Raw genomic sequence first — 16948 nt, 5'->3', positions numbered from 1 at the left:
TACCGGCCTTACCCCAGCAGCTCTTCAATATCCTCGCGGGTCAGCGACTTTATCACGGCCTCATCGGTCGTTATCAAATCACTGACCAGCTTGAGCTTACGCTTTTGTAGCGCTAGTATTTTCTCCTCTACCGTGTTCTGGCTGATGAATTTGTACACGAATACGGGCCGCTGCTGGCCAATGCGGTGAGCACGGTCGATGGCCTGGGCCTCCACGGCAGGGTTCCACCACGGGTCGAGGATGAAGACGTAGTCGGCCGCCGTGAGGTTGAGCCCCACGCCACCGGCTTTAAGGCTGATAAGGAAGATTTGCAGGTCGGGAGTCTCCTGAAAGCGCGCCACCTCACCCTGACGGTCGCGGGTGTGGCCGTCGAGGTAGGCGTAGGCCAGCTGGCGCTCGTCGAGGCCGGCGCGCACCAAACTCAGGTGTTGTACAAATTGGCTGAATACCAATACTTTGTGCCCTTCGGCTACCACGCTGCGAATCATGCGCAGAATCTCCCGCATCTTGCCCGACTCGCCCGCGTAGTTCTGGTCGGCCAGGCGCGGGTGGTTGGCAATCTGGCGTAGGCGCGTCAGGCCTTGCAGTAGCATAAGCTGGGTACCGCCGGCCGGGGTTGGGGCGTGGCCATCGAGCGTTTCCAGAATTTTATTGCGGTAAAAGCTCTTGGTTTCTTCGTAAAACTGCTGCTGCTCGTCGGTGAGCGGGCAATAGCTGAGGTGTTCGGTTTTGGCAGGCAGCTCGCTGGCTACCTGCGCTTTGTGGCGGCGCAATACGAAGGGCTTGATGAGCGCGTGCAGCTTGCGGGTGCGGCTCTCGTCCTGATGCTTTTCAATGGGCTTCACAAATTCCTTGCGGAAAAATGCCTGGGTGCCCAGCAAGCCAGGGTTGATAAACGACATCTGCGACCACAAGTCCATGGTGCTGTTCTCAACCGGCGTGCCGGTGAGGATGAGCCGATGCCGCGCCCGCAGCTGCCGCACAGCCTGCGCCGTTGTCGAGCTGGGGTTTTTGATGGCCTGCGACTCGTCCAGAATGACGTAGTCGAACTGGTACGAGGCCAGCATTTCCGTGTCGAGGCGCACAATGCCGTAGCTGGTCAGCACCACGTCGTAGTCGGCAAACTGAGCCACGTCCTTAGTGCGGTACGTACCAGTGTAGGCCAGCAGCCGCAGACTGGGCGTAAATTTACGGGCCTCGTTTATCCAGTTGTGTACCAATGAGGTAGGTAGTACCAGTAACGAAGCCGCGCCGTTGGCCGCGCCGCTTTCCTTGCGCTCCATCAGCATGACCAGGGCTTGCACCGACTTGCCCAGGCCCATATCGTCGGCCAGGCAGCCGCCGAGGTGATAGTCCTGCACAAAGCGCAGCCAGTTGTAGCCGGCTTGCTGATAAGGCCGTAAAGTGCCCCGAAAGCCTGCCGGTAGCGGCCGGTCTTCCACGGCGGCAAAGTCGCGCAGCTTTTCGAGCCGGCGCGTGAGCGTAACAGTGGCCAGGTTATCCTGCTCTAAATCTGTAATCAGCGAAAGGTGATGGCGGCGCAAAGCCAGCGGCTGGCCCTCGCTTTCCTCGGCAAAAGCAAATAGCTCGAGGTAGTCGGTAAACCACTCGTCGGGAATGAAGGCCACCTGGCCATTGGGTAGGCGGTATTCGCGGCGGCGCTGCAAAATATAGGGCCGTAGCCGGATAAACGGCACTGCAAACTCGCCAAACCACACCGTGCCGCGCACGTCAAACCAGTCGCCGCGCTCCTCAATGCCCACATCAACCCGTACCGGGCCAATGAAATAATCCTGGCTGGCCGAGGCCGCGCCCTGCACCTGGTAGCCCAGCTCTGACAACGCGGGCGCGTTGTCGTGCAGCCAGCGGAAGGCATCGGCTTTGGGTAAGGATGCGTGGCCATCGGCATCGAGCGGCAGGCCGCGCTGGCGCAGCACATCGGCCCGCTCGTTTTCTTCCTTCGCCGAACGGAGTAGGCGGCGAAATATATAGGAATCTGCATCCTCTTCCAGCTGCACGCTCATGGGGCGCGGCGGCGTCAGCGGCAAGTCATAGGCGCCGTAGCGAAACGTGAGCGTGAAAAAGAGCGGTGCTTCGTCGGTGCCCAGGCCGGGCACTACTACGGGCTTGGGCAGGGGTACCCGGCCGCGCCGGGGCGGGCCGGGCGGGCGCACGGGTACCACCGGGGCACCGGCCGGCGGCCCCGCCGGCATATCGGAAAACGTAAGCTGCGGCCGTGCCAGGTAGCGCTCGGTTCGGATGTCGAAGCCGCGCGCGTGCACGTCGAACGACTCCATGAGCGGGGCCACAAACTTCTGGAAATAACTCTTCTCCACGGCGCGGGGCACCATGATAAACTTCTTATTCAGAAAGGGTTGCAGCTTGCGCCCGTCTACATCGTGCCGAAAGCAGTAGAGCACGTCATCGACCAGCAGCCAGGCCGGCTGCTGGCACACCAGCACGGCATTCTTAAACTGAAAGTCCAGCTTTTGATTCTGGTACTGGATGGTCGGAAAGTAGTGCGTGCTTTCTTCATTGCGCCGAAAGTGGAAAAGCACCGAGGCGGGCGTAGGCGCCAGCTTCAGCTCGCGCCAGGTGGGCTCGCCATCGCGTCCCATAATGAAAACCTGCTTGCCCTGTAGGCCCGCCAGCAGCCGCCCCAGGCGCGACTGCACGTAGCGCGCAATGGCTTCCTGCATGGGCTTGTCGCCTTTCTCCGCATTGTAGATTTTCAGGAAAAACTCGGCCGGCGTGATTTTGCGGGGCCAGAATTCCTTGATAACCGCATCTTGCTGAAGCTGGTCGCAGAGTGCAATCAGCTCATAGTCGTCGCGCTCTAGGCCATCCGCAAACTCAGGCGCATTTTTGACCGAAATCGTCTGGTGCTGCAGCGTGAGCTGGCCGCGGGGGCCCAGCTGCACCACGTGCGCCGTAAATAAATGGCCCAGGTACTCGTGCGCGAACAGCGAGTAAACGAGTTGAAAAGGTTGCGCAGTAGAAACATTCATAGCCGAGCACGAGAGCGTGCAAGTTACTCGTTTTTCGTGGTTCGTCGGCTATTGTCAGCTGCGGAGCACTGCTAAAGTATGCCTGGCCCGCAGAGGAGAGCGAAAAACCAACCGCCGAAAACGAGGTATTACAGGTTTTCGCGAATCTCCATACGCCCGGCATTCAGCGCGGGGCGAATAGACACCGCTAAGGTTATCGAGATGATAGCCAGGGCAATAAAGAAAATATCAACGGCTTGCATCTTTACCGGGTACGAGTCGACCACGCTCGTCGCCATACCCATGCTTACCACATGAAACGTTTCCTGCACCCAGCAGATAGTAACCCCGAGCACCAGCCCGGCCACCGCGCCTACCAGCGCCACAATCGCGCCGACCAACAAAAAAGAGCGTCGGATGAGCTGCTGAGTTGCCCCAATGGCTTGCAGCACGGCAATATCCTTGCGCTTGTCAATTACCAGCATAGATAGTGAAAAGAATATATTAAGCGAGGCAATCAGCAGGATGAAGGCAAACGTGATAAACACAAACAGCTTCTCAATCTTGATGGCTTTGAGCAGGCTCACATGCTGCTCGTCGGAGTCGAGCACCGTGAAACCCTTGCCGAGGCGCTCGCGCAGCTCCTGCTTCACCTTATCGGCTTTAAAGCTGGCACCTATGCGCACGTAGATGGCAGTGCGGCGGGCTCCGTAGCCCAGCAGCCGCCGCGCAAAGCTCAGGGGCACAAACAGGTAGCTGTCGTCGAGATGCTGCTCAATCTGGAAAATGCCCCCGGCCAGAATAGGCTCTTCATTAAAGGCTTTTTCAGGATTGATATTAAGCGTTTTGCGGCCGGGCTCCTGGCGTGGGTACAGTAGGCGCAAGGGCGCCAGGCGGTTATCGAGCGTGATACCCAGCTCGTGCTGCACACCTTCGCCGATGAGCGCATACTCGCGCTCGCCCCGCCGCAGGCGGTGGTCGCCGGCAATCAGATTAGAGTCAATAGGAATCTGGCCAAAGTAATTCTCCGACAGCCCGCGCATCTTCACTACCATCTGCCGGTCGTGGTATTGCAGCAGGGCGTTGTCTTCGATTACTTCGGTAAGCAGCGCGACGCCCGGCGTGCTTTGGATACGGGTAATGAGCAGGGTATCAACCGGAAAGGACTTACCCTGGCGGGCGGCAATGACCAGGCTCGGGTCCGATTTGCCGTAGAGCGAGCGTACCAGCTCTTCGAGGCCGTTAAACACCGAAAGCACAATGATAAGCGCCGCCGTGCCCACAGCTACCCCACCATCGAGATGTTGGAGATAATGGTAATGATGTTGCGCTTTTTCTTGGACAGGAAGTAGCGACGGGCAATGAGGAGAGGAACGTTCACAGGACCACTGATTGGCACAGATTAGAGCGGATTTCACGGATTTTGTAGACGATTGCTCGGCCACTCGCCACGCGCAGGCTTGCGCTTACCAGCCTGCCAGCTTCGTTTTCTCAGCCTTATACTAAATACTGCGAGCCGGGTAGGGCGCGCCGTCCATAAAATCCGGGAAATTTAAGCCAAACTAAATAGGAAACGGACGCTCAAAGCTGCCGGACGCACCGCCCACAAAATCCGTGAAATCCGCCCTAATCCGTGCCAGGCAGTGGTCTATTTCCAGGCTTTTACGATGAGGCCGGTGCCCGAGTCGTGCAGCGTGCGGGCATCGAACCAGTTGAGCAGCAGGCAGAATGGAAAAACGACGGCGTAATAAAAAGGCAGCAGCACAAAGAACCAGCGTGACTTACCCAGCATCAATATAGGGTATTTCATACTTAAGCGCCACGAAATCTGGCCCGGCTCGCCATAGCTGTAGCGGGCCTCAATGCGCTCGAAGCCAGCCGTACGCAGCTTCTGCTGAATCTCGTGAATGTTGTAGCCATCGCGCACGTGCTCCTCGATAAAGCTGGTTTCGGAGTCGGCGTGCACATCGGAGCCGCCCTGGTCGCTGGGCGTGGAGATGAGCAGCATGCCGCCATCCTTGAGCGAGGCGTGAATGTTGCGAAACACCTCGACATCTTCCAGAATGTGCTCCATCACATCCACGGCCAGTGCCAGGTCAAACGAGTTGGGTTCCTGGTAAAGCACCAGGTCTTGCACGGCAAACTGCACCTGCGGCCGGTTGATGGCCCGAAAAAAATTGTTGGAGTCGGCTACCTGCTCCTGCTTTACATCCACGGCCAGAATGCGCCACAGGCTGCTGAGGCCGCTGAGCCAGTAGCTATACTGGCCGTAGCCCGCGCCGGCATCCAGTATATCGAGCGGCGTGCGGGTGCGGCCCCTGGCCCACTGGCGCAGCTCGCGGTGCACGTGCCAGGTGCGCAGCAGCAGCAGGTCGAGCAACGTATAAAACAAGCGCCGCAGCCACGGCGAACGGTTAAATACATTGCCCAGGCTGCGTTTAATCGGGTCGTAATACATAGAAAGGGTGCGTCGTACGCGCCCGTTAGGGAATGGTAAAAACGGGTAGAAGGAGAAAATTACCGAAATAAACGTGGCCGTTCGTCGGCGGTATCTTCGTCGTTCTCATCTTGTTCGGGGCCAGCGGGCGGAATATCCAGCTGGCTGAGTACTTGGTCCATGTGAGCGGCGTAGGCGGCGCTGTCGTCGTGGAAGAACGTCAGCTCGGGCACCATGCGCACCTGGCTGCGAATGCGCTTGCCCAGCGCAAACCGTATTTCTTTGGTGTGTTCTTTAATGGCTTCGAGCCGCTCGGGCGCATCGTTGCCGATAAGCAGGCTCAGGTACACGCGGGCCACGGCCAGGTCGGGCGTCACCTTTACCGTGCTGATGCTAGGCACGAGCCCCCGCCAAACAAATGCGGCAAGTCGCGCTGAAGTACCTGGGCCAGCTCCTGCTGTAGCAGGCTGGCCATCTTTTGCTGTCGTTTGCTTTCCATAACTCGTTGCTAAACCACAAAGGTACACCGCCCGGTAGGGTGGTTTCGGGTTCGTGGGTTGCCAGTGCTGGTTTTGGGCTGGTCGTTTCCTGTTTTTCGTTTTCCCGGATTTCAGTTTAAGCGCCGACCTTTGCCCACAGCTAGTCTGAAACGGCCTGGCCAACCACGCTAAACCACTACTCAATTAGTGCTTCGGTTTTTTAAAAGCTCTCTTCCTGCGCAGCTGCTGGGGCTGCTGGTGCTGGCGCTGGCCATTCGGCTGCCGCTGCTGTGGCTGGGCCTGCCCACCACGGCGGCGGAGCTGCGCCTGCTGCTGCTGGGCGAGGGCGTGGCGGCCGGCGCCTGGCCCTACCGTGACCTCTACGATGGCACCGCCCCGCTGGCCGCCGCCGCCGCCGGTGTGCTGGAGCTGGCCTGGAGCCGGCCAATGGTGCTGTACCGGGCCGCCGCGCTCGGCCTGCTGCTATTGCAGGCGCTACGCTTCAACACCGTGCTCAACCGGGCCGATGTGCATCCCGAGCGGGGCTTTCTGGCGGCCCTCACGTATCTGGTAGTCGGCAGCCTGAGCAGCGAGCTCGACACGCTGACGCCGCTGCTCATCGGGCATACGTTCCTCATCTTTGCGCTCAGCGCGCTGCTGCCTACCTCCCGCGAGGGCTACGACAACCGGCGCCTGTTCCGGGCGGGTTTTTTGATAGGGCTGGCCGCACTCTGCTACCTGCCGCTGGCGTTGTTTGTCGGGCTGGGCCTGTTTGCCGTGCTCATCTTCGCGGCCAATTCCTTCCGCAGCTCGCTGTTGCTTATCTGCGGCTTTCTGTCGCCCTACGCCCTGTTAGCTACGGTATTTCTGTATGCCGGAGCGCTGCCCAACTTTGGCCTGATGCACCTGGAGCGGGGCTTTAGCCTGCCGGTGGCGGCTGCCGATGCCTTGCCGCCGGCGGTGGTCTGGCCGCTGCTGGGCGGCGCGGCCGTGCTGCTGGTTCTGGCGCTGCTGCGGGCTGCCAGCACGGCGCTCGGGCTGGTATTCCAAACCAAGTTTCGGCAGCTGATGCTGGTCTGGCTACTGGTAGTGCTGGCGGTACTGGCCGTGGGGCGCGGGTTGGCGCCGGGCTCGCTGCTGCTGCTGCTGCCGCCGCTCACCTACTTCAGCCTGTTTTTGTGGCAGCGCCTGCCAGGACAGCTGAGCTGGGCTCCCGAGCTGCTGTTTGTGGTGGTGCTCGGGCTACCGTGGTAGTGCGCTACCGAGAGCTGGTGCCCGGCCTGCCGGGCCTGTTGCGGCTGCCGGTCGAAAGCTCGTTTGCGCCGCAGCCTAATCCGGCTTATCGCCGCCTGGCTGCGGGCCGGGCGGTGCTGGTGCTGGGCCCCGACCGCCGCGACTACCTTACGCACCCGGCCGCCCGTCCCTACCTCGACTGGGCGCTGGCCCAGGCCGATTTCGGGCACCTCAACGAGTATGCCGCGGTGGTGCGCGTGGCTCGCAATATTGGTCCGCATCCGCCTGCCTATCTGCTTGACCAGAATGGCCTGCTGCCGCATCTTAAATATCTGCTCCCTGCTATATTTTCTTCGTATGAGCCGGTGCCCTCTGTGCCCGGAGCTTATAAGTTAAGAGTTAGGAAGTAAGTGTGAAGAGTCAAAAGACAGATAAAGTGGCTTTTAACTCTTCACTTTCAACTATTCTTGTGCCGCTTTGAGCCGGAGCTCTTCATTGAGCCGGGCGGCGCTGTTGCGGCGCACTACGCGGGCAATGTGGATACTCAGCTCGTAAAGCATCAGAATGGGAATGGTCACGATAATCTGAGCTGAGATATCGGGTGGCGTAATAATGGCCGCAATAATCAGAATCACCACGATGGCGTGCTTGCGGTACATGGTCATCAGCTCGGGCGTGACCAGGCCGGCTTTGGCCAGGAAAAATACCACCATCGGCAGCTCAAAGACGAAGGCGCAGGAAAGCGTCATGGTACTGAGCGTGCTCAGGTAGCTCTGCAAGTCAATCTGGTTCTGGATGGTAGGGTCGACGGTGTAGGACGCCAAGAAGTTAATGCTTAGCGGCGCAGCTATATAGTACCCAAATAATAAGCCCAGTACAAACAGCACCGATACGAAAAACACCGCCCCCTTCGAGTTGGCCCGCTCATGCGGATACAGGCCGGGCTTGATAAAGCGCCACAATTCCCAGAATAGATAAGGAAAAGCCAGGCAGATACCCACCATAAACGAGGTGCTGATGTGCATACTCAGCTGCCCGCTCATCTCCCGGTTCTGGATAATGAAATTGACCTGGTTCTCGCATGGGTCGGTCGAGCCGAAGTAGTGCCCGATTTTGCAGAAGGTCTGGTACGTCCAAAAATCGGAGCGCGACGGCCCCAGAATGAGGTCGTGAAACAGGAAGGTCTTGGCAAAAAACGCGCAGAGGGAAAACACCACCACTGCGATAGCCGCCCGGATGATGTGCCAGCGCAGCGCCTCCAGGTGGTCGATGAAAGACATCTCCGCTTCGCCTTCAGCGGCGGCGCGGTTCTGCTGAAACTTTTGAGTGGGGAGGTCAACGGGTAGATACTGAATTTGTTAATAATAATCTGTCATTGCGAGCGCAACGAAGTGAAGCGCGGCAACCTTTCCCTCACGTAAGCGCCGACGGGCAGACGACAAGGAAGGATTGCCGCGCTTCACTTCGTTGCGCTCGCAATGCATAGATGCCTTTTACGAGGCATACGGGTTTGGCGGCTTTTACGCCTGAAACAGCGGGTAAGCCTGCATCCACTCGTTTACCTGGTGGCGCACGCTGCTGAGGCGGCTGGCGTCGGCGTGGTGGGTCAGGGCTTCGTCAATCAGCTCCACGATGCGCGTCATATCGGCTTCAACCAGGCCGCGGGTAGTTACGGCCGCCGAGCCAATCCGGATGCCGCTCGTCACGAAAGGCGACTTATCATCGAAGGGCACCATGTTTTTATTAATGGTGATATCGGCCTGCACCAAGGTGTTTTCGGCCAGCTTGCCGGTAAGGCCCTTCGAGCGCAGGTCGATGAGCAGCAAGTGGTTGTCGGTGCCGCCCGAAATAATGTCGTAGCCCCGGCTTAGAAGCTCCTTGGCCAGCGCCTGCGCATTCTTCTGCACTTGCTGCACATACGTAGCATAGCCGTTGCCGAGCGCTTCGCCGAAGGCTACTGCCTTGGCCGCGATAACGTGTTCGAGCGGCCCGCCCTGGGTGCCGGGGAACACGCCCGAGTCGAGCAGGGCCGACATGGGCCGGATTTCGCCTTTCGGCGTTTTCAGGCCGAACGGATTATCAAAATCCTGGCCCAGCATGATGAGGCCGCCGCGCGGGCCGCGCAGGGTTTTGTGCGTGGTGGTGGTGACGATGTGGCAATGCGCAAACGGGTTGTTGAGCAAGCCCTTGGCAATGAGGCCGGCGGGGTGCGAGATGTCGGCCAGCAGCAGCGCCCCTACTTCGTCGGCGGCGCGGCGCAGGGCGGCGTAGTTCCAGTCGCGCGAGTAGGCCGAGGCTCCGCAGATAATCATATTGGGGCGTTCACGGCGGGCGGTGTCCACCACTTTATCCCAGTCGATGAGGCCGGTTTCTTTTTCCACCCCATAAAAGCTGGGCTGGTAGAGCTTGCCCGAAAAATTGACGGGCGAGCCGTGCGTAAGGTGGCCCCCGTGACTGAGGTCGAAGCCCAGAATCTTATCGCCGGGGTTGAGGCAGGCCAGCATCACGGCCGCGTTGGCCTGGGCCCCGGAGTGGGGCTGCACATTGGCCCAGGCCACGCCAAACAGTTCCTTCACCCGGTCGATGGCCAGCTGCTCAACCTGGTCAACTACTTCGCAGCCACCATAGTAACGCTTGCCGGGTAAACCCTCGGCGTACTTATTGGTAAGGATGGAGCCCTGGGCCAGCATCACTTGGTCGGAGACGTAGTTTTCGGAGGCAATCAGCTCCAGGCCATGGGTCTGGCGCTGGCGCTCCTGCGCAATGAGGTCGAAAATGGCTGTGTCGTACACGGCAGTAGTAGCGGAGGTGGAGGCGGTGGCTTGCATGGGCTCAAAAGTACAACTGGCTACCTCACCCTCAGCGGCTTTTCAAAGACACTATAGAATGGCCACCTGCCCACCAGGCGGCAAGTCGTTGCTCAGCGCCGGGCAATAGGGTATTCGAGCTCGCGGTTTTCCACCGCGTGTAGCTGCCAGCTGTCCAGATTGAGGGCTACGAGGTGCCGCAGCTCGGGGTTGAGCCGATACACAGCGCCCGCATCGAGGCCGATGGCACCAGCCCGGGCGGCCACCTGGCTCTTGATGTCGGCCAACGGCTTGGGCACGTGGCCATGCAGCAGCCGCTTGCCGGCCAGCCGCGACGGGTCATACACGAAGCTTTTGGTAGTGAGCATCGTGTCAAAATCGCGGTGCATTTCGGCGGGCGGCAGGGCAAAATTGTAGCCCGCATGCACCAGCACGAAGTCGGGCAGCTCCAGCTCGTAGGGCAGCTCAGTTAGCCAGCTCAGGTATTTTTCGGGTATTTCGCCAACGCTTGCCACGCCGAAGCTGGCGAGTGTCAGGGCTCGCTCGGGCTCGGTGAGCCACGTTTTTTTGGCGTGGCCGTGTGCCGCGTCAAGTAGCTCCTGGTCGTGGTTGCCCCGCAAGCACTGTACCTGGTAGCCAGCAGCTTGCAGCTGCATCAGGTAGGCCAGCAGCCCACCGCTGCTCGGGCCTTTGTTTACGTAGTCGCCCAGCAGATATAAGCTATCGGTGGGGCGCAGCCGTAGCTCTTCTTCCACCAGGTAGCGGAAAGTGCGCAGACAGCCGTGCAGGTCGGTGGCAGCGAAGCGGCGGGAAATTGACACAGAACTGTAAACGTAGTAATTATGCTATATAAGCAAGAAAATGCCCCGTGCCTTGCGGCCGGGGCATTTTGCAGGCCAAAAGCTTAGCGTTTAGGCGTAGCTGCCTTTGTCAAGCTCGGGCTTGTTGTGGCCGCGATTGGGGTGGGTAGTGCCTGCATCCTGTGCTTCGTCGGCGAGGCGAGCTTCGGTAGCTTCATCAAGGCTGCCAGCTGGCAATGCGTCAGCTTTCCGTTGCTCAGGCAGGCCCTCCTGATTCTTATTGGTCTTCGACTCCTGGTTCTGCTCCTGATGGTGGGTAGACATGGTGCGTAGCGTTAAGAAGTTGATACTATGATATAAAAAGCAGGAAGCTGTCAGTCAGCGCTTATAAGCGTTCTGGAGCACTCCAAAGCCGCTGCTTACCGCTTTCCTGTGGCACTTAAAATCCCTGGTCGATAGCCGAGTCCTGGGCACCGGGGTCAGTCAGCTCGGCATTGGTATCGGTGCCGGTGGCGGGCTTGACAGGTTTGGGTGCCATCTGGCCCATGCCCACGTGCGAGTCGGCATCCTCCATCTCGTCGGGACCCCGGCGCAGGTCATCAGCATCAAGCTCATCAACGGGGCCGCGCTGCGGCCGATGGCCGTTCTCGTCGCGCTCGTAGTCGGGGCTGGGCAGGTCCTGGTCGGGGCGCTGGTCGGCCCCCTCGTCGGCGGTGCGCATATTGTCGCCGGGCTGGTGGGTATCGGTGTTCGAATTCATGGCCAAGGCGGTTTCGCCCTCGCCGTTTACCGTGCCAAATCCTTCCTTGCCATCGCGGTTGCCAAAGCCGCCGCGGGCTTTTTCATTCTTGGGCGGGTCGGCATTGGGAATGCGCAGGCCGGCAGCAAATTCTTCTTCGGTCGTATCGTCGTTGATGACGCGGATGGGACGGTTGTTCGGGTCGACTGACATAAGTAAGAGGCGCGGCTGGTTGAAAAGGCGGGGCGCCTGGGAAAGTGTACTGTGGTTTGCTGATTTGGGTTTAGCCGCAGCAGCTTTCATCGGCACACTTGCTCATTTAGTCGACAGTCAGGACCTTCCCTGAAAATGTAAGCTGTTCATTAGTAAGGCAAAAGCAAAAATCCCTGAAAGCACTTCCCTGGATATGGCACAGGGCTTGCCTTGCAATGGGCAGACGCGTCCTGATTTTCTTTCTCACTTTCCACTCGCTTTTCCCATGAAAACCTCCCTGCTTTCGTTTGTTGCAGCCTTTACGCTGCTTGTTACTACTGCTGCTTCGGCCGCTGCTTTTCCCGCTCAGGGTCCTTATCGCCCGTCGCCCCGTCAGCGCCAGCGTCTGGAGGTGGCTCGCAACGAGCAGCAGCACCGTATGGCCCAGGAGCGCCGCCTGGAGCAGCGGCGAGTGGCTGAGCACGCTCGCTTTGAAGCTACTCGCCGCCACGACCACGGCTATAGCTACAGCCACCGCTAATTAATTGTCGTAAAGTAATTCAGGCTGCCCCGGCTTTGTCAGAAGGCTGGGGCAGCTTTCTGATTTATGGACTTCCCAGAGTGGGTTCCAAAGCCGGCGGCTCGCACCAGCCAAGCCGTTCTCCGACTTGGAAACCGCTCTAAACCACTGCGGCGTGTAATGAGGAGAAGGGGGTATATTTAGTATTTAATAACAACTGCCTCGCCCTTATGTGGACCGAACAAGACAATGCCCTGACCTGCGCCTTCCGCTTTAAGGACTTCCGGACGGCCTTTAGCTTCATGACTGATGTAGCCGAGGAAGCCGAGTTTCAGGACCATCACCCGTGGTGGAGTAACGACTATAACACGGTAAGCTTTCGGCTCTGCACGCACTCAGCCGGGCGCGTGGTTACGGCCAAAGACCACGGGCTGGCAGCCGCCATCGATAAACTGGCGACTGCCTACCAGGGTAAGGAGCTGGCAAGTTAAAAGCCTGGCATACTGCCAGCCTGAGCGAAATAGGATTAACCGGTTCCTTTTTCGCCTGAAAACCTGCGGCCTCTTCGCCTCACCCTACCTTTGTGGCTATGCCCGAAGCCGCTGCCCTTACCCTCGTGCCGACGCCCATCGGCAACCTCGAAGACATTACCCTGCGAGCCATTCGGGTGCTGCGCGAAGCCGATTTGGTGCTCTGCGAAGATACCCGCACCAGTGGGCGACTGCTCCAGCACCTGGAGCTAAAAAAGCCGCTGCAAGCTTACCATCTGCACAATGAGCACCAGGTAGTGCCGCGCCTGCTCGAGCGCCTGGCCAAGGGTGAGCGCATGGCCCTGGTGAGTGACGCCGGCACGCCGGGCATCTCCGACCCCGGCTTTCTATTGGTGCGAGAGTGCCTAGCGCGGGGCCTTGCCGTGGAGTGCCTGCCGGGGCCGACGGCCCTCATCCCAGCGCTGCTCAAGTCGGGCTTTGGGGCCGAGCGGTTTGCCTTCGAGGGCTTTTTGCCGGTGAAGAAAGGCCGGCAAACCCGCTTGCAGGAGCTGGCGCGCGAAACGCGTACGCTTATTTTTTACGAGTCGCCGCACCGCATCGTCAAAACCCTGACGCAGCTGGCCGAGGTGTTCGGTCCGGAGCGGCCCGCCAGCGTGAGCCGCGAGCTGACCAAGCTGTTTGAGGAAACGCTGACTGCCTCGCTGGGTGAGCTGGCGACGACGCTGGCGGCCCGCTCAGCCATTAAGGGCGAAATTGTACTGGTAGTAGAAGGTGCTAAACAAGAAAAAGGTGAGCGCAGCAAATACAACTTCCGCGACGACGAAGCCTCTGACGATGGTGATGCCGATGACGACCCCGCCGCGTAGCTTCTGGCAGCGCCCCCTGGTGCTGGCTACCCTGAGCGCGCTGCTACTGAGCGGCGGCTGGCCGCCGCAGCCGATAGGCCCGCTGGCCCTGGCGCTCTTCGCCGGCTGGGTTCCCTACCTGCTGATGGAGCGGCAGCTCACCCTGGCCAATGCGCGCAAGGGCCGCGTATTTGCCTATACTTACTGGGTGCTGCTGCTCTGGAACGCACTTACTACCTGGTGGGTAAGCTATTCGTCGCTGCCCGCCGGCATTGCGGCTGTGGTGCTCAATGCCCTGCTGATGTGCCTGCCGCTCATGGCCTTCCGGCAAACCAAAAAGCGTCTGGGCAACCGCCTGGGCTACCTCTCGCTGCCCATCTACTGGATTGCCTTCGAGCAGCTGCACCTGCACTGGGACCTCACCTGGCCCTGGCTCACGCTGGGTAACGGCTTTGCCGCCGCCCCCGAGTGGGTGCAGTGGTACGAGTACACGGGCTTTTTGGGCGGCTCGGTATGGGTGTGGGTGGTTAATATGCTGCTCTTTAGAAGCTTAATTAAGAGCCCGCTGCTAAAGACTAAGCATGAGAATGCTGGGGGTGTCACGCCTGCGCTTGCCTCCGGCTCTGGCCACCCGGCACGCCCAGCTTTCGGGTGGCCAAGTTCCATTTTTATTCCCCTCCTGGTCATTGTGTTGCCCATTGGGCTTTCTTACCTCATCGGGGCATCTTACCACGAAAAAGGCCCTACGGCCGAAGTAGTAGTGGTGCAGCCCAACCTCGACCCGTATAATGAGAAGTTTGAAGGGGGGCCAGCTTCGTCTCCCCCAACGAGCAGCTCACGCGCTTTCTCACCCTCTCGGAGCAGCACCTGACGCCCGCTACGCGGCTGGTTATCTGGCCCGAAACTGCCCTGGAAGAGCCGATGTGGGAAAATACGATTGAAGGCAGCCCCAAAATCCGGCGCATCCGGGCGTGGCTGGGGCGGCACCCCGGCGTGGCCCTGCTTACGGGCGTCACTACCATCGGCTCGTATCCAAGCAAGGAGACGGCCAGCGAAACTGCCCGCTACCGCGACGACCTGGGCTACTTCGATACCTTCAACGCCGGGGCATATTTTGCCTCCGCTACCGCTCCCATTGCCTTCTACCATAAGTCGCGGCTGGTGCCCGGAGTCGAGAAAATACCACCTGCGCTCACCGCCCTGATAGCGCACATCGACCTCGGCGGTTACGTGGGCTCATACGGCAGCCAGGCCGAGCGCACCGTATTTGCCGCGCCGGCCAATGCGCCGGCCCTGCTGCCGGCGCCTATTATCTGCTACGAATCTATCTACGGCGACTTTGTGAGCGAATATGCCCATAACGGGGCCACGCTACTCGCATTGTTTACCAACGATGCCTGGTGGCACGACTCGCCCGGCTATCGGCAGCTGCTGCGCTACGGTAGCCTGCGCTGCATCGAAACCCGCCGCGACCTGGCCCGCGCTGCCAACACCGGCTTCACGGGTTTCATCAATCAGAAGGGCGAAATTTTTCAGCTGGAGCCCGCCTGGATATCCACCGCCAGCCGGGGTACCGTGCACCTCAACCACGAGGTCACGTTCTACGCCCGCTTCGGCGAGCTTATCGGACACGCCGCGCAAGTGTTGGCGGTGCTGGGAATAGTGACCGTAGTAGTGTGGGCGTTGCGAGCCCGTAGGCTTAATAACAATGCTTAATTCAAACGGCGGACTACCAAGGTCCGTGCTGCTTTCTTTATGAACCCTGACCTGCTTCAGCTCTCCCATTCCGTGGCAGCCCTTTGCCGCGAGGTAGGAGGCTTTATTCGCCACGAAGTACACCAGTTCGACCCTGGCAAAATCCAGCAGAAAGGCTTGCACGACCTGGTGTCGTATGTTGATAAAGAATCGGAAAAGCGGCTGGTAGCAGCGCTTCAGCAGCTATTGCCCACGGCGGGCTTCGTGACGGAAGAAGGCACGGTGGCCAACTCCGATGCCAGCGTAGAATACCGCTGGATTATCGACCCGCTCGACGGCACCACCAACTTCATTCATGGCCTGCCGTGCTTTGCCGTAAGCGTGGCCCTAGCGCGCGGCAACGAGCCAGTGCTGGGCGTGGTGTACGAAGTGAGCCGCGACGAGTGCTTCCGGGGCGCGCTGGGCCACGGTGCCTTCCTCAACGAGCAGCCTATTCACGTTAGCTCGGCCGCTACCCTCAACGACTCGCTCATCGCCACCGGGCTGCCCTTCTACAAGTTCGACCACCTCGATGCCTACCTGCGCATTCTTACTGAGTATATGCAGGCCTCGCGGGGACTGCGGCGCTGGGGCTCGGCCGCGACCGACCTGGCCTACGTAGCCTGCGGGCGGTTCGACAGCTACTTCGAGTTCAATATCAATGCCTATGATGTGGCCGCCGGCGTTTTGCTGGTGCGCGAGGCGGGTGGCCGGGTCACGCAGTGGCTAAGCGAGGGCGACCCGGTATTCAATCGCGAAACACTAGCCACCAATACGCTGCTGCACAATGAAATGCAGTCTATAATGAAACGCCACTGGGAGGCGTCTTACAAGTCGTGAAGTCGTGGTTAATATAGTATTTATTTAATATTTACGGTCCTTGTAAACTTTCTGGCAGCGGCCACAGTTTTTTGAGTATCATGAACGCTCAGCTGCTTATCATCATTGCGCTTTTTGCCGCGGCGCTGGCTTACCTGGGCCGGCGCGTATGGCTGACTTTTGCTGCCAAAGGCCAGGCCGGCTGCGCCAAAGGCTGCGGCGGCGCCTGTGGCGCAGCTCTCGACGTTGAGGCTTTGCAGCGCACCATTGAGGCCCGCACGGCGGCCCGCTGAGACTTGGTCTAAAAACTAGTAGTATTGCATAACCTACTCCTGCCCCGGCTCCGTATAGCCGGGGCAGGCTGCTTTAGGCCCGCTTCATCTCCAGTTATCCGAAATACCCATCGCCATGCAGGATAAAGAAGAAATGACCAGTCTCGTGACGGTCGAAAAAAAGCTGAACAGCCAAGGCTATACCCACGATTTTACGGTGCGCGGCGGTCGCCTGTGCACGATGGACGACGATAGCGCCCGGACCTATAGCCCCGAGGAAACGACCATCATTGATTATTTCCGCTTCGAAGGAGAAAGCAACCCCGACGATATGGCTATTCTCTACGCCGTTGAAACCTCAGACGGTACGAAAGGCACTATCTCTTCCGCCTATGGCACCTACGCCAATGAAGACGTGGATAAGTTTATCCTGCACGTCGAGTCGCTGGGCAAAAACCTGGTAAAAGGCAAGAAATAGACTGCGGAGTTCACCAATAGGTCCACTCTATTGGCTGACCAGGCTAGTAAGTGAAATAAGAAAGGCCGCCCACTAAGGCGGCCTTTTTAAGTAAGCTATTTAATATCAATAAGTG

At 59.3% G+C, this 16948-nt stretch carries 19 protein-coding genes; 10 read left to right on the top strand and 9 right to left on the bottom strand.

What is annotated here, in order from left to right; all coding sequences use genetic code 11:
- Positions 1-8 precede the first annotated feature (8 nt).
- The 4 genes from GKZ67_RS16315 to GKZ67_RS16300 all read right to left on the bottom strand — a co-directional run bounded on the left by GKZ67_RS16315 (position 9) and on the right by GKZ67_RS16300 (position 5825).
- A complete protein-coding gene (locus GKZ67_RS16315) occupies positions 9-3008 on the bottom strand; it encodes a DEAD/DEAH box helicase (protein ID WP_173244363.1) in 3000 nt (999 codons plus the stop codon).
- 128 nt (positions 3009-3136) lie between these two features.
- Complete coding sequence (locus GKZ67_RS16310) at positions 3137-4270, bottom strand: ABC transporter permease (RefSeq protein ID WP_254244884.1); 1134 nt, start codon at positions 4268-4270, stop codon at positions 3137-3139.
- Positions 4271-4635: 365 nt separating this feature from the next.
- Complete coding sequence (locus tag GKZ67_RS16305; RefSeq protein ID WP_173244360.1) at positions 4636-5445, bottom strand: class I SAM-dependent methyltransferase; 810 nt, start codon at positions 5443-5445, stop codon at positions 4636-4638.
- Between the two features lie 59 nt (positions 5446-5504).
- Complete coding sequence (locus tag GKZ67_RS16300) at positions 5505-5825, bottom strand: ribosome-binding factor A (protein WP_317172164.1); 321 nt, start codon at positions 5823-5825, stop codon at positions 5505-5507.
- Between the two features lie 285 nt (positions 5826-6110).
- Between GKZ67_RS16300 and GKZ67_RS16295 the strand changes: the two genes are divergently transcribed.
- Together GKZ67_RS16295 and GKZ67_RS16290 are read left to right on the top strand one after the other, a co-directional pair.
- Complete coding sequence (locus GKZ67_RS16295) at positions 6111-7157, top strand: hypothetical protein (protein WP_173244358.1); 1047 nt, start codon at positions 6111-6113, stop codon at positions 7155-7157.
- Positions 7157-7546: a hypothetical protein gene (locus GKZ67_RS16290; protein ID WP_173244355.1), complete on the top strand. Its 390-nt coding sequence runs from the start codon at positions 7157-7159 to the stop codon at positions 7544-7546. Before GKZ67_RS16295 ends, GKZ67_RS16290 begins: the two co-directional genes overlap by 1 nt.
- Positions 7547-7597: 51 nt before the next feature.
- On the opposite strand, the gene tatC is transcribed toward GKZ67_RS16290, so the two are convergent.
- The 5 genes from tatC to GKZ67_RS16265 all read right to left on the bottom strand — a co-directional run bounded on the left by tatC (position 7598) and on the right by GKZ67_RS16265 (position 11695).
- Positions 7598-8416, bottom strand: a complete 819-nt coding sequence (tatC, locus tag GKZ67_RS16285; RefSeq protein WP_151089484.1) for a twin-arginine translocase subunit TatC — start codon at positions 8414-8416, stop codon at positions 7598-7600.
- 240 nt (positions 8417-8656) lie between these two features.
- Positions 8657-9964 (bottom strand): serine hydroxymethyltransferase, encoded by a 1308-nt coding sequence (gene glyA, locus GKZ67_RS16280; RefSeq protein WP_173244352.1) that lies wholly within the window; start codon positions 9962-9964, stop codon positions 8657-8659.
- A 92-nt stretch (positions 9965-10056) separates the two neighbouring features.
- Positions 10057-10764, bottom strand: coding sequence for a metallophosphoesterase (locus GKZ67_RS16275; protein ID WP_173244349.1), 708 nt, complete (start codon positions 10762-10764; stop codon positions 10057-10059).
- Between the two features lie 90 nt (positions 10765-10854).
- Positions 10855-11067 (bottom strand): hypothetical protein, encoded by a 213-nt coding sequence (locus GKZ67_RS16270; protein ID WP_173244346.1) that lies wholly within the window; start codon positions 11065-11067, stop codon positions 10855-10857.
- Positions 11068-11182: 115 nt separating this feature from the next.
- Positions 11183-11695: a hypothetical protein gene (locus tag GKZ67_RS16265; protein WP_173244343.1), complete on the bottom strand. Its 513-nt coding sequence runs from the start codon at positions 11693-11695 to the stop codon at positions 11183-11185.
- Positions 11696-11960: 265 nt separating this feature from the next.
- On the opposite strand from GKZ67_RS16265, the gene GKZ67_RS16260 reads away from it, so the two are divergent.
- From GKZ67_RS16260 to GKZ67_RS16225, 8 genes are all read left to right on the top strand, one after another.
- Positions 11961-12215, top strand: coding sequence for a hypothetical protein (locus GKZ67_RS16260; protein WP_173244340.1), 255 nt, complete (start codon positions 11961-11963; stop codon positions 12213-12215).
- Positions 12216-12424: 209 nt separating this feature from the next.
- Positions 12425-12685, top strand: a complete 261-nt coding sequence (locus tag GKZ67_RS16255) for a 4a-hydroxytetrahydrobiopterin dehydratase (protein WP_173244338.1) — start codon at positions 12425-12427, stop codon at positions 12683-12685.
- Positions 12686-12783: 98 nt separating this feature from the next.
- Positions 12784-13551, top strand: coding sequence for a 16S rRNA (cytidine(1402)-2'-O)-methyltransferase (gene rsmI / locus GKZ67_RS16250; protein WP_173244335.1), 768 nt, complete (start codon positions 12784-12786; stop codon positions 13549-13551).
- Positions 13532-14401: a hypothetical protein gene (locus tag GKZ67_RS16245; protein ID WP_173244332.1), complete on the top strand. Its 870-nt coding sequence runs from the start codon at positions 13532-13534 to the stop codon at positions 14399-14401. Before rsmI ends, GKZ67_RS16245 begins: the two co-directional genes overlap by 20 nt.
- Positions 14398-15246, top strand: a complete 849-nt coding sequence (locus GKZ67_RS16240) for an apolipoprotein N-acyltransferase (protein WP_254245264.1) — start codon at positions 14398-14400, stop codon at positions 15244-15246. The genes GKZ67_RS16245 and GKZ67_RS16240 overlap by 4 nt, the downstream gene beginning before the upstream one ends.
- A gap of 39 nt (positions 15247-15285) precedes the next feature.
- The gene (locus GKZ67_RS16235) at positions 15286-16104 is read left to right on the top strand and encodes an inositol monophosphatase family protein (RefSeq protein WP_173244329.1); all 819 of its coding nucleotides are present in this window, start codon (positions 15286-15288) and stop codon (positions 16102-16104) included.
- Between the two features lie 80 nt (positions 16105-16184).
- Positions 16185-16376, top strand: coding sequence for a FeoB-associated Cys-rich membrane protein (locus GKZ67_RS16230; RefSeq protein WP_217278606.1), 192 nt, complete (start codon positions 16185-16187; stop codon positions 16374-16376).
- A gap of 115 nt (positions 16377-16491) precedes the next feature.
- Positions 16492-16833 (top strand): hypothetical protein, encoded by a 342-nt coding sequence (locus GKZ67_RS16225; RefSeq protein WP_173244326.1) that lies wholly within the window; start codon positions 16492-16494, stop codon positions 16831-16833.
- The last annotated feature ends 115 nt before the right edge of the window (positions 16834-16948 follow it).

The organism is Hymenobacter sp. BRD67, assembly GCF_013256425.1.
Classification (GTDB): domain Bacteria; phylum Bacteroidota; class Bacteroidia; order Cytophagales; family Hymenobacteraceae; genus Hymenobacter.
This window is presented reverse-complemented; position numbering and strand designations above follow the sequence as displayed.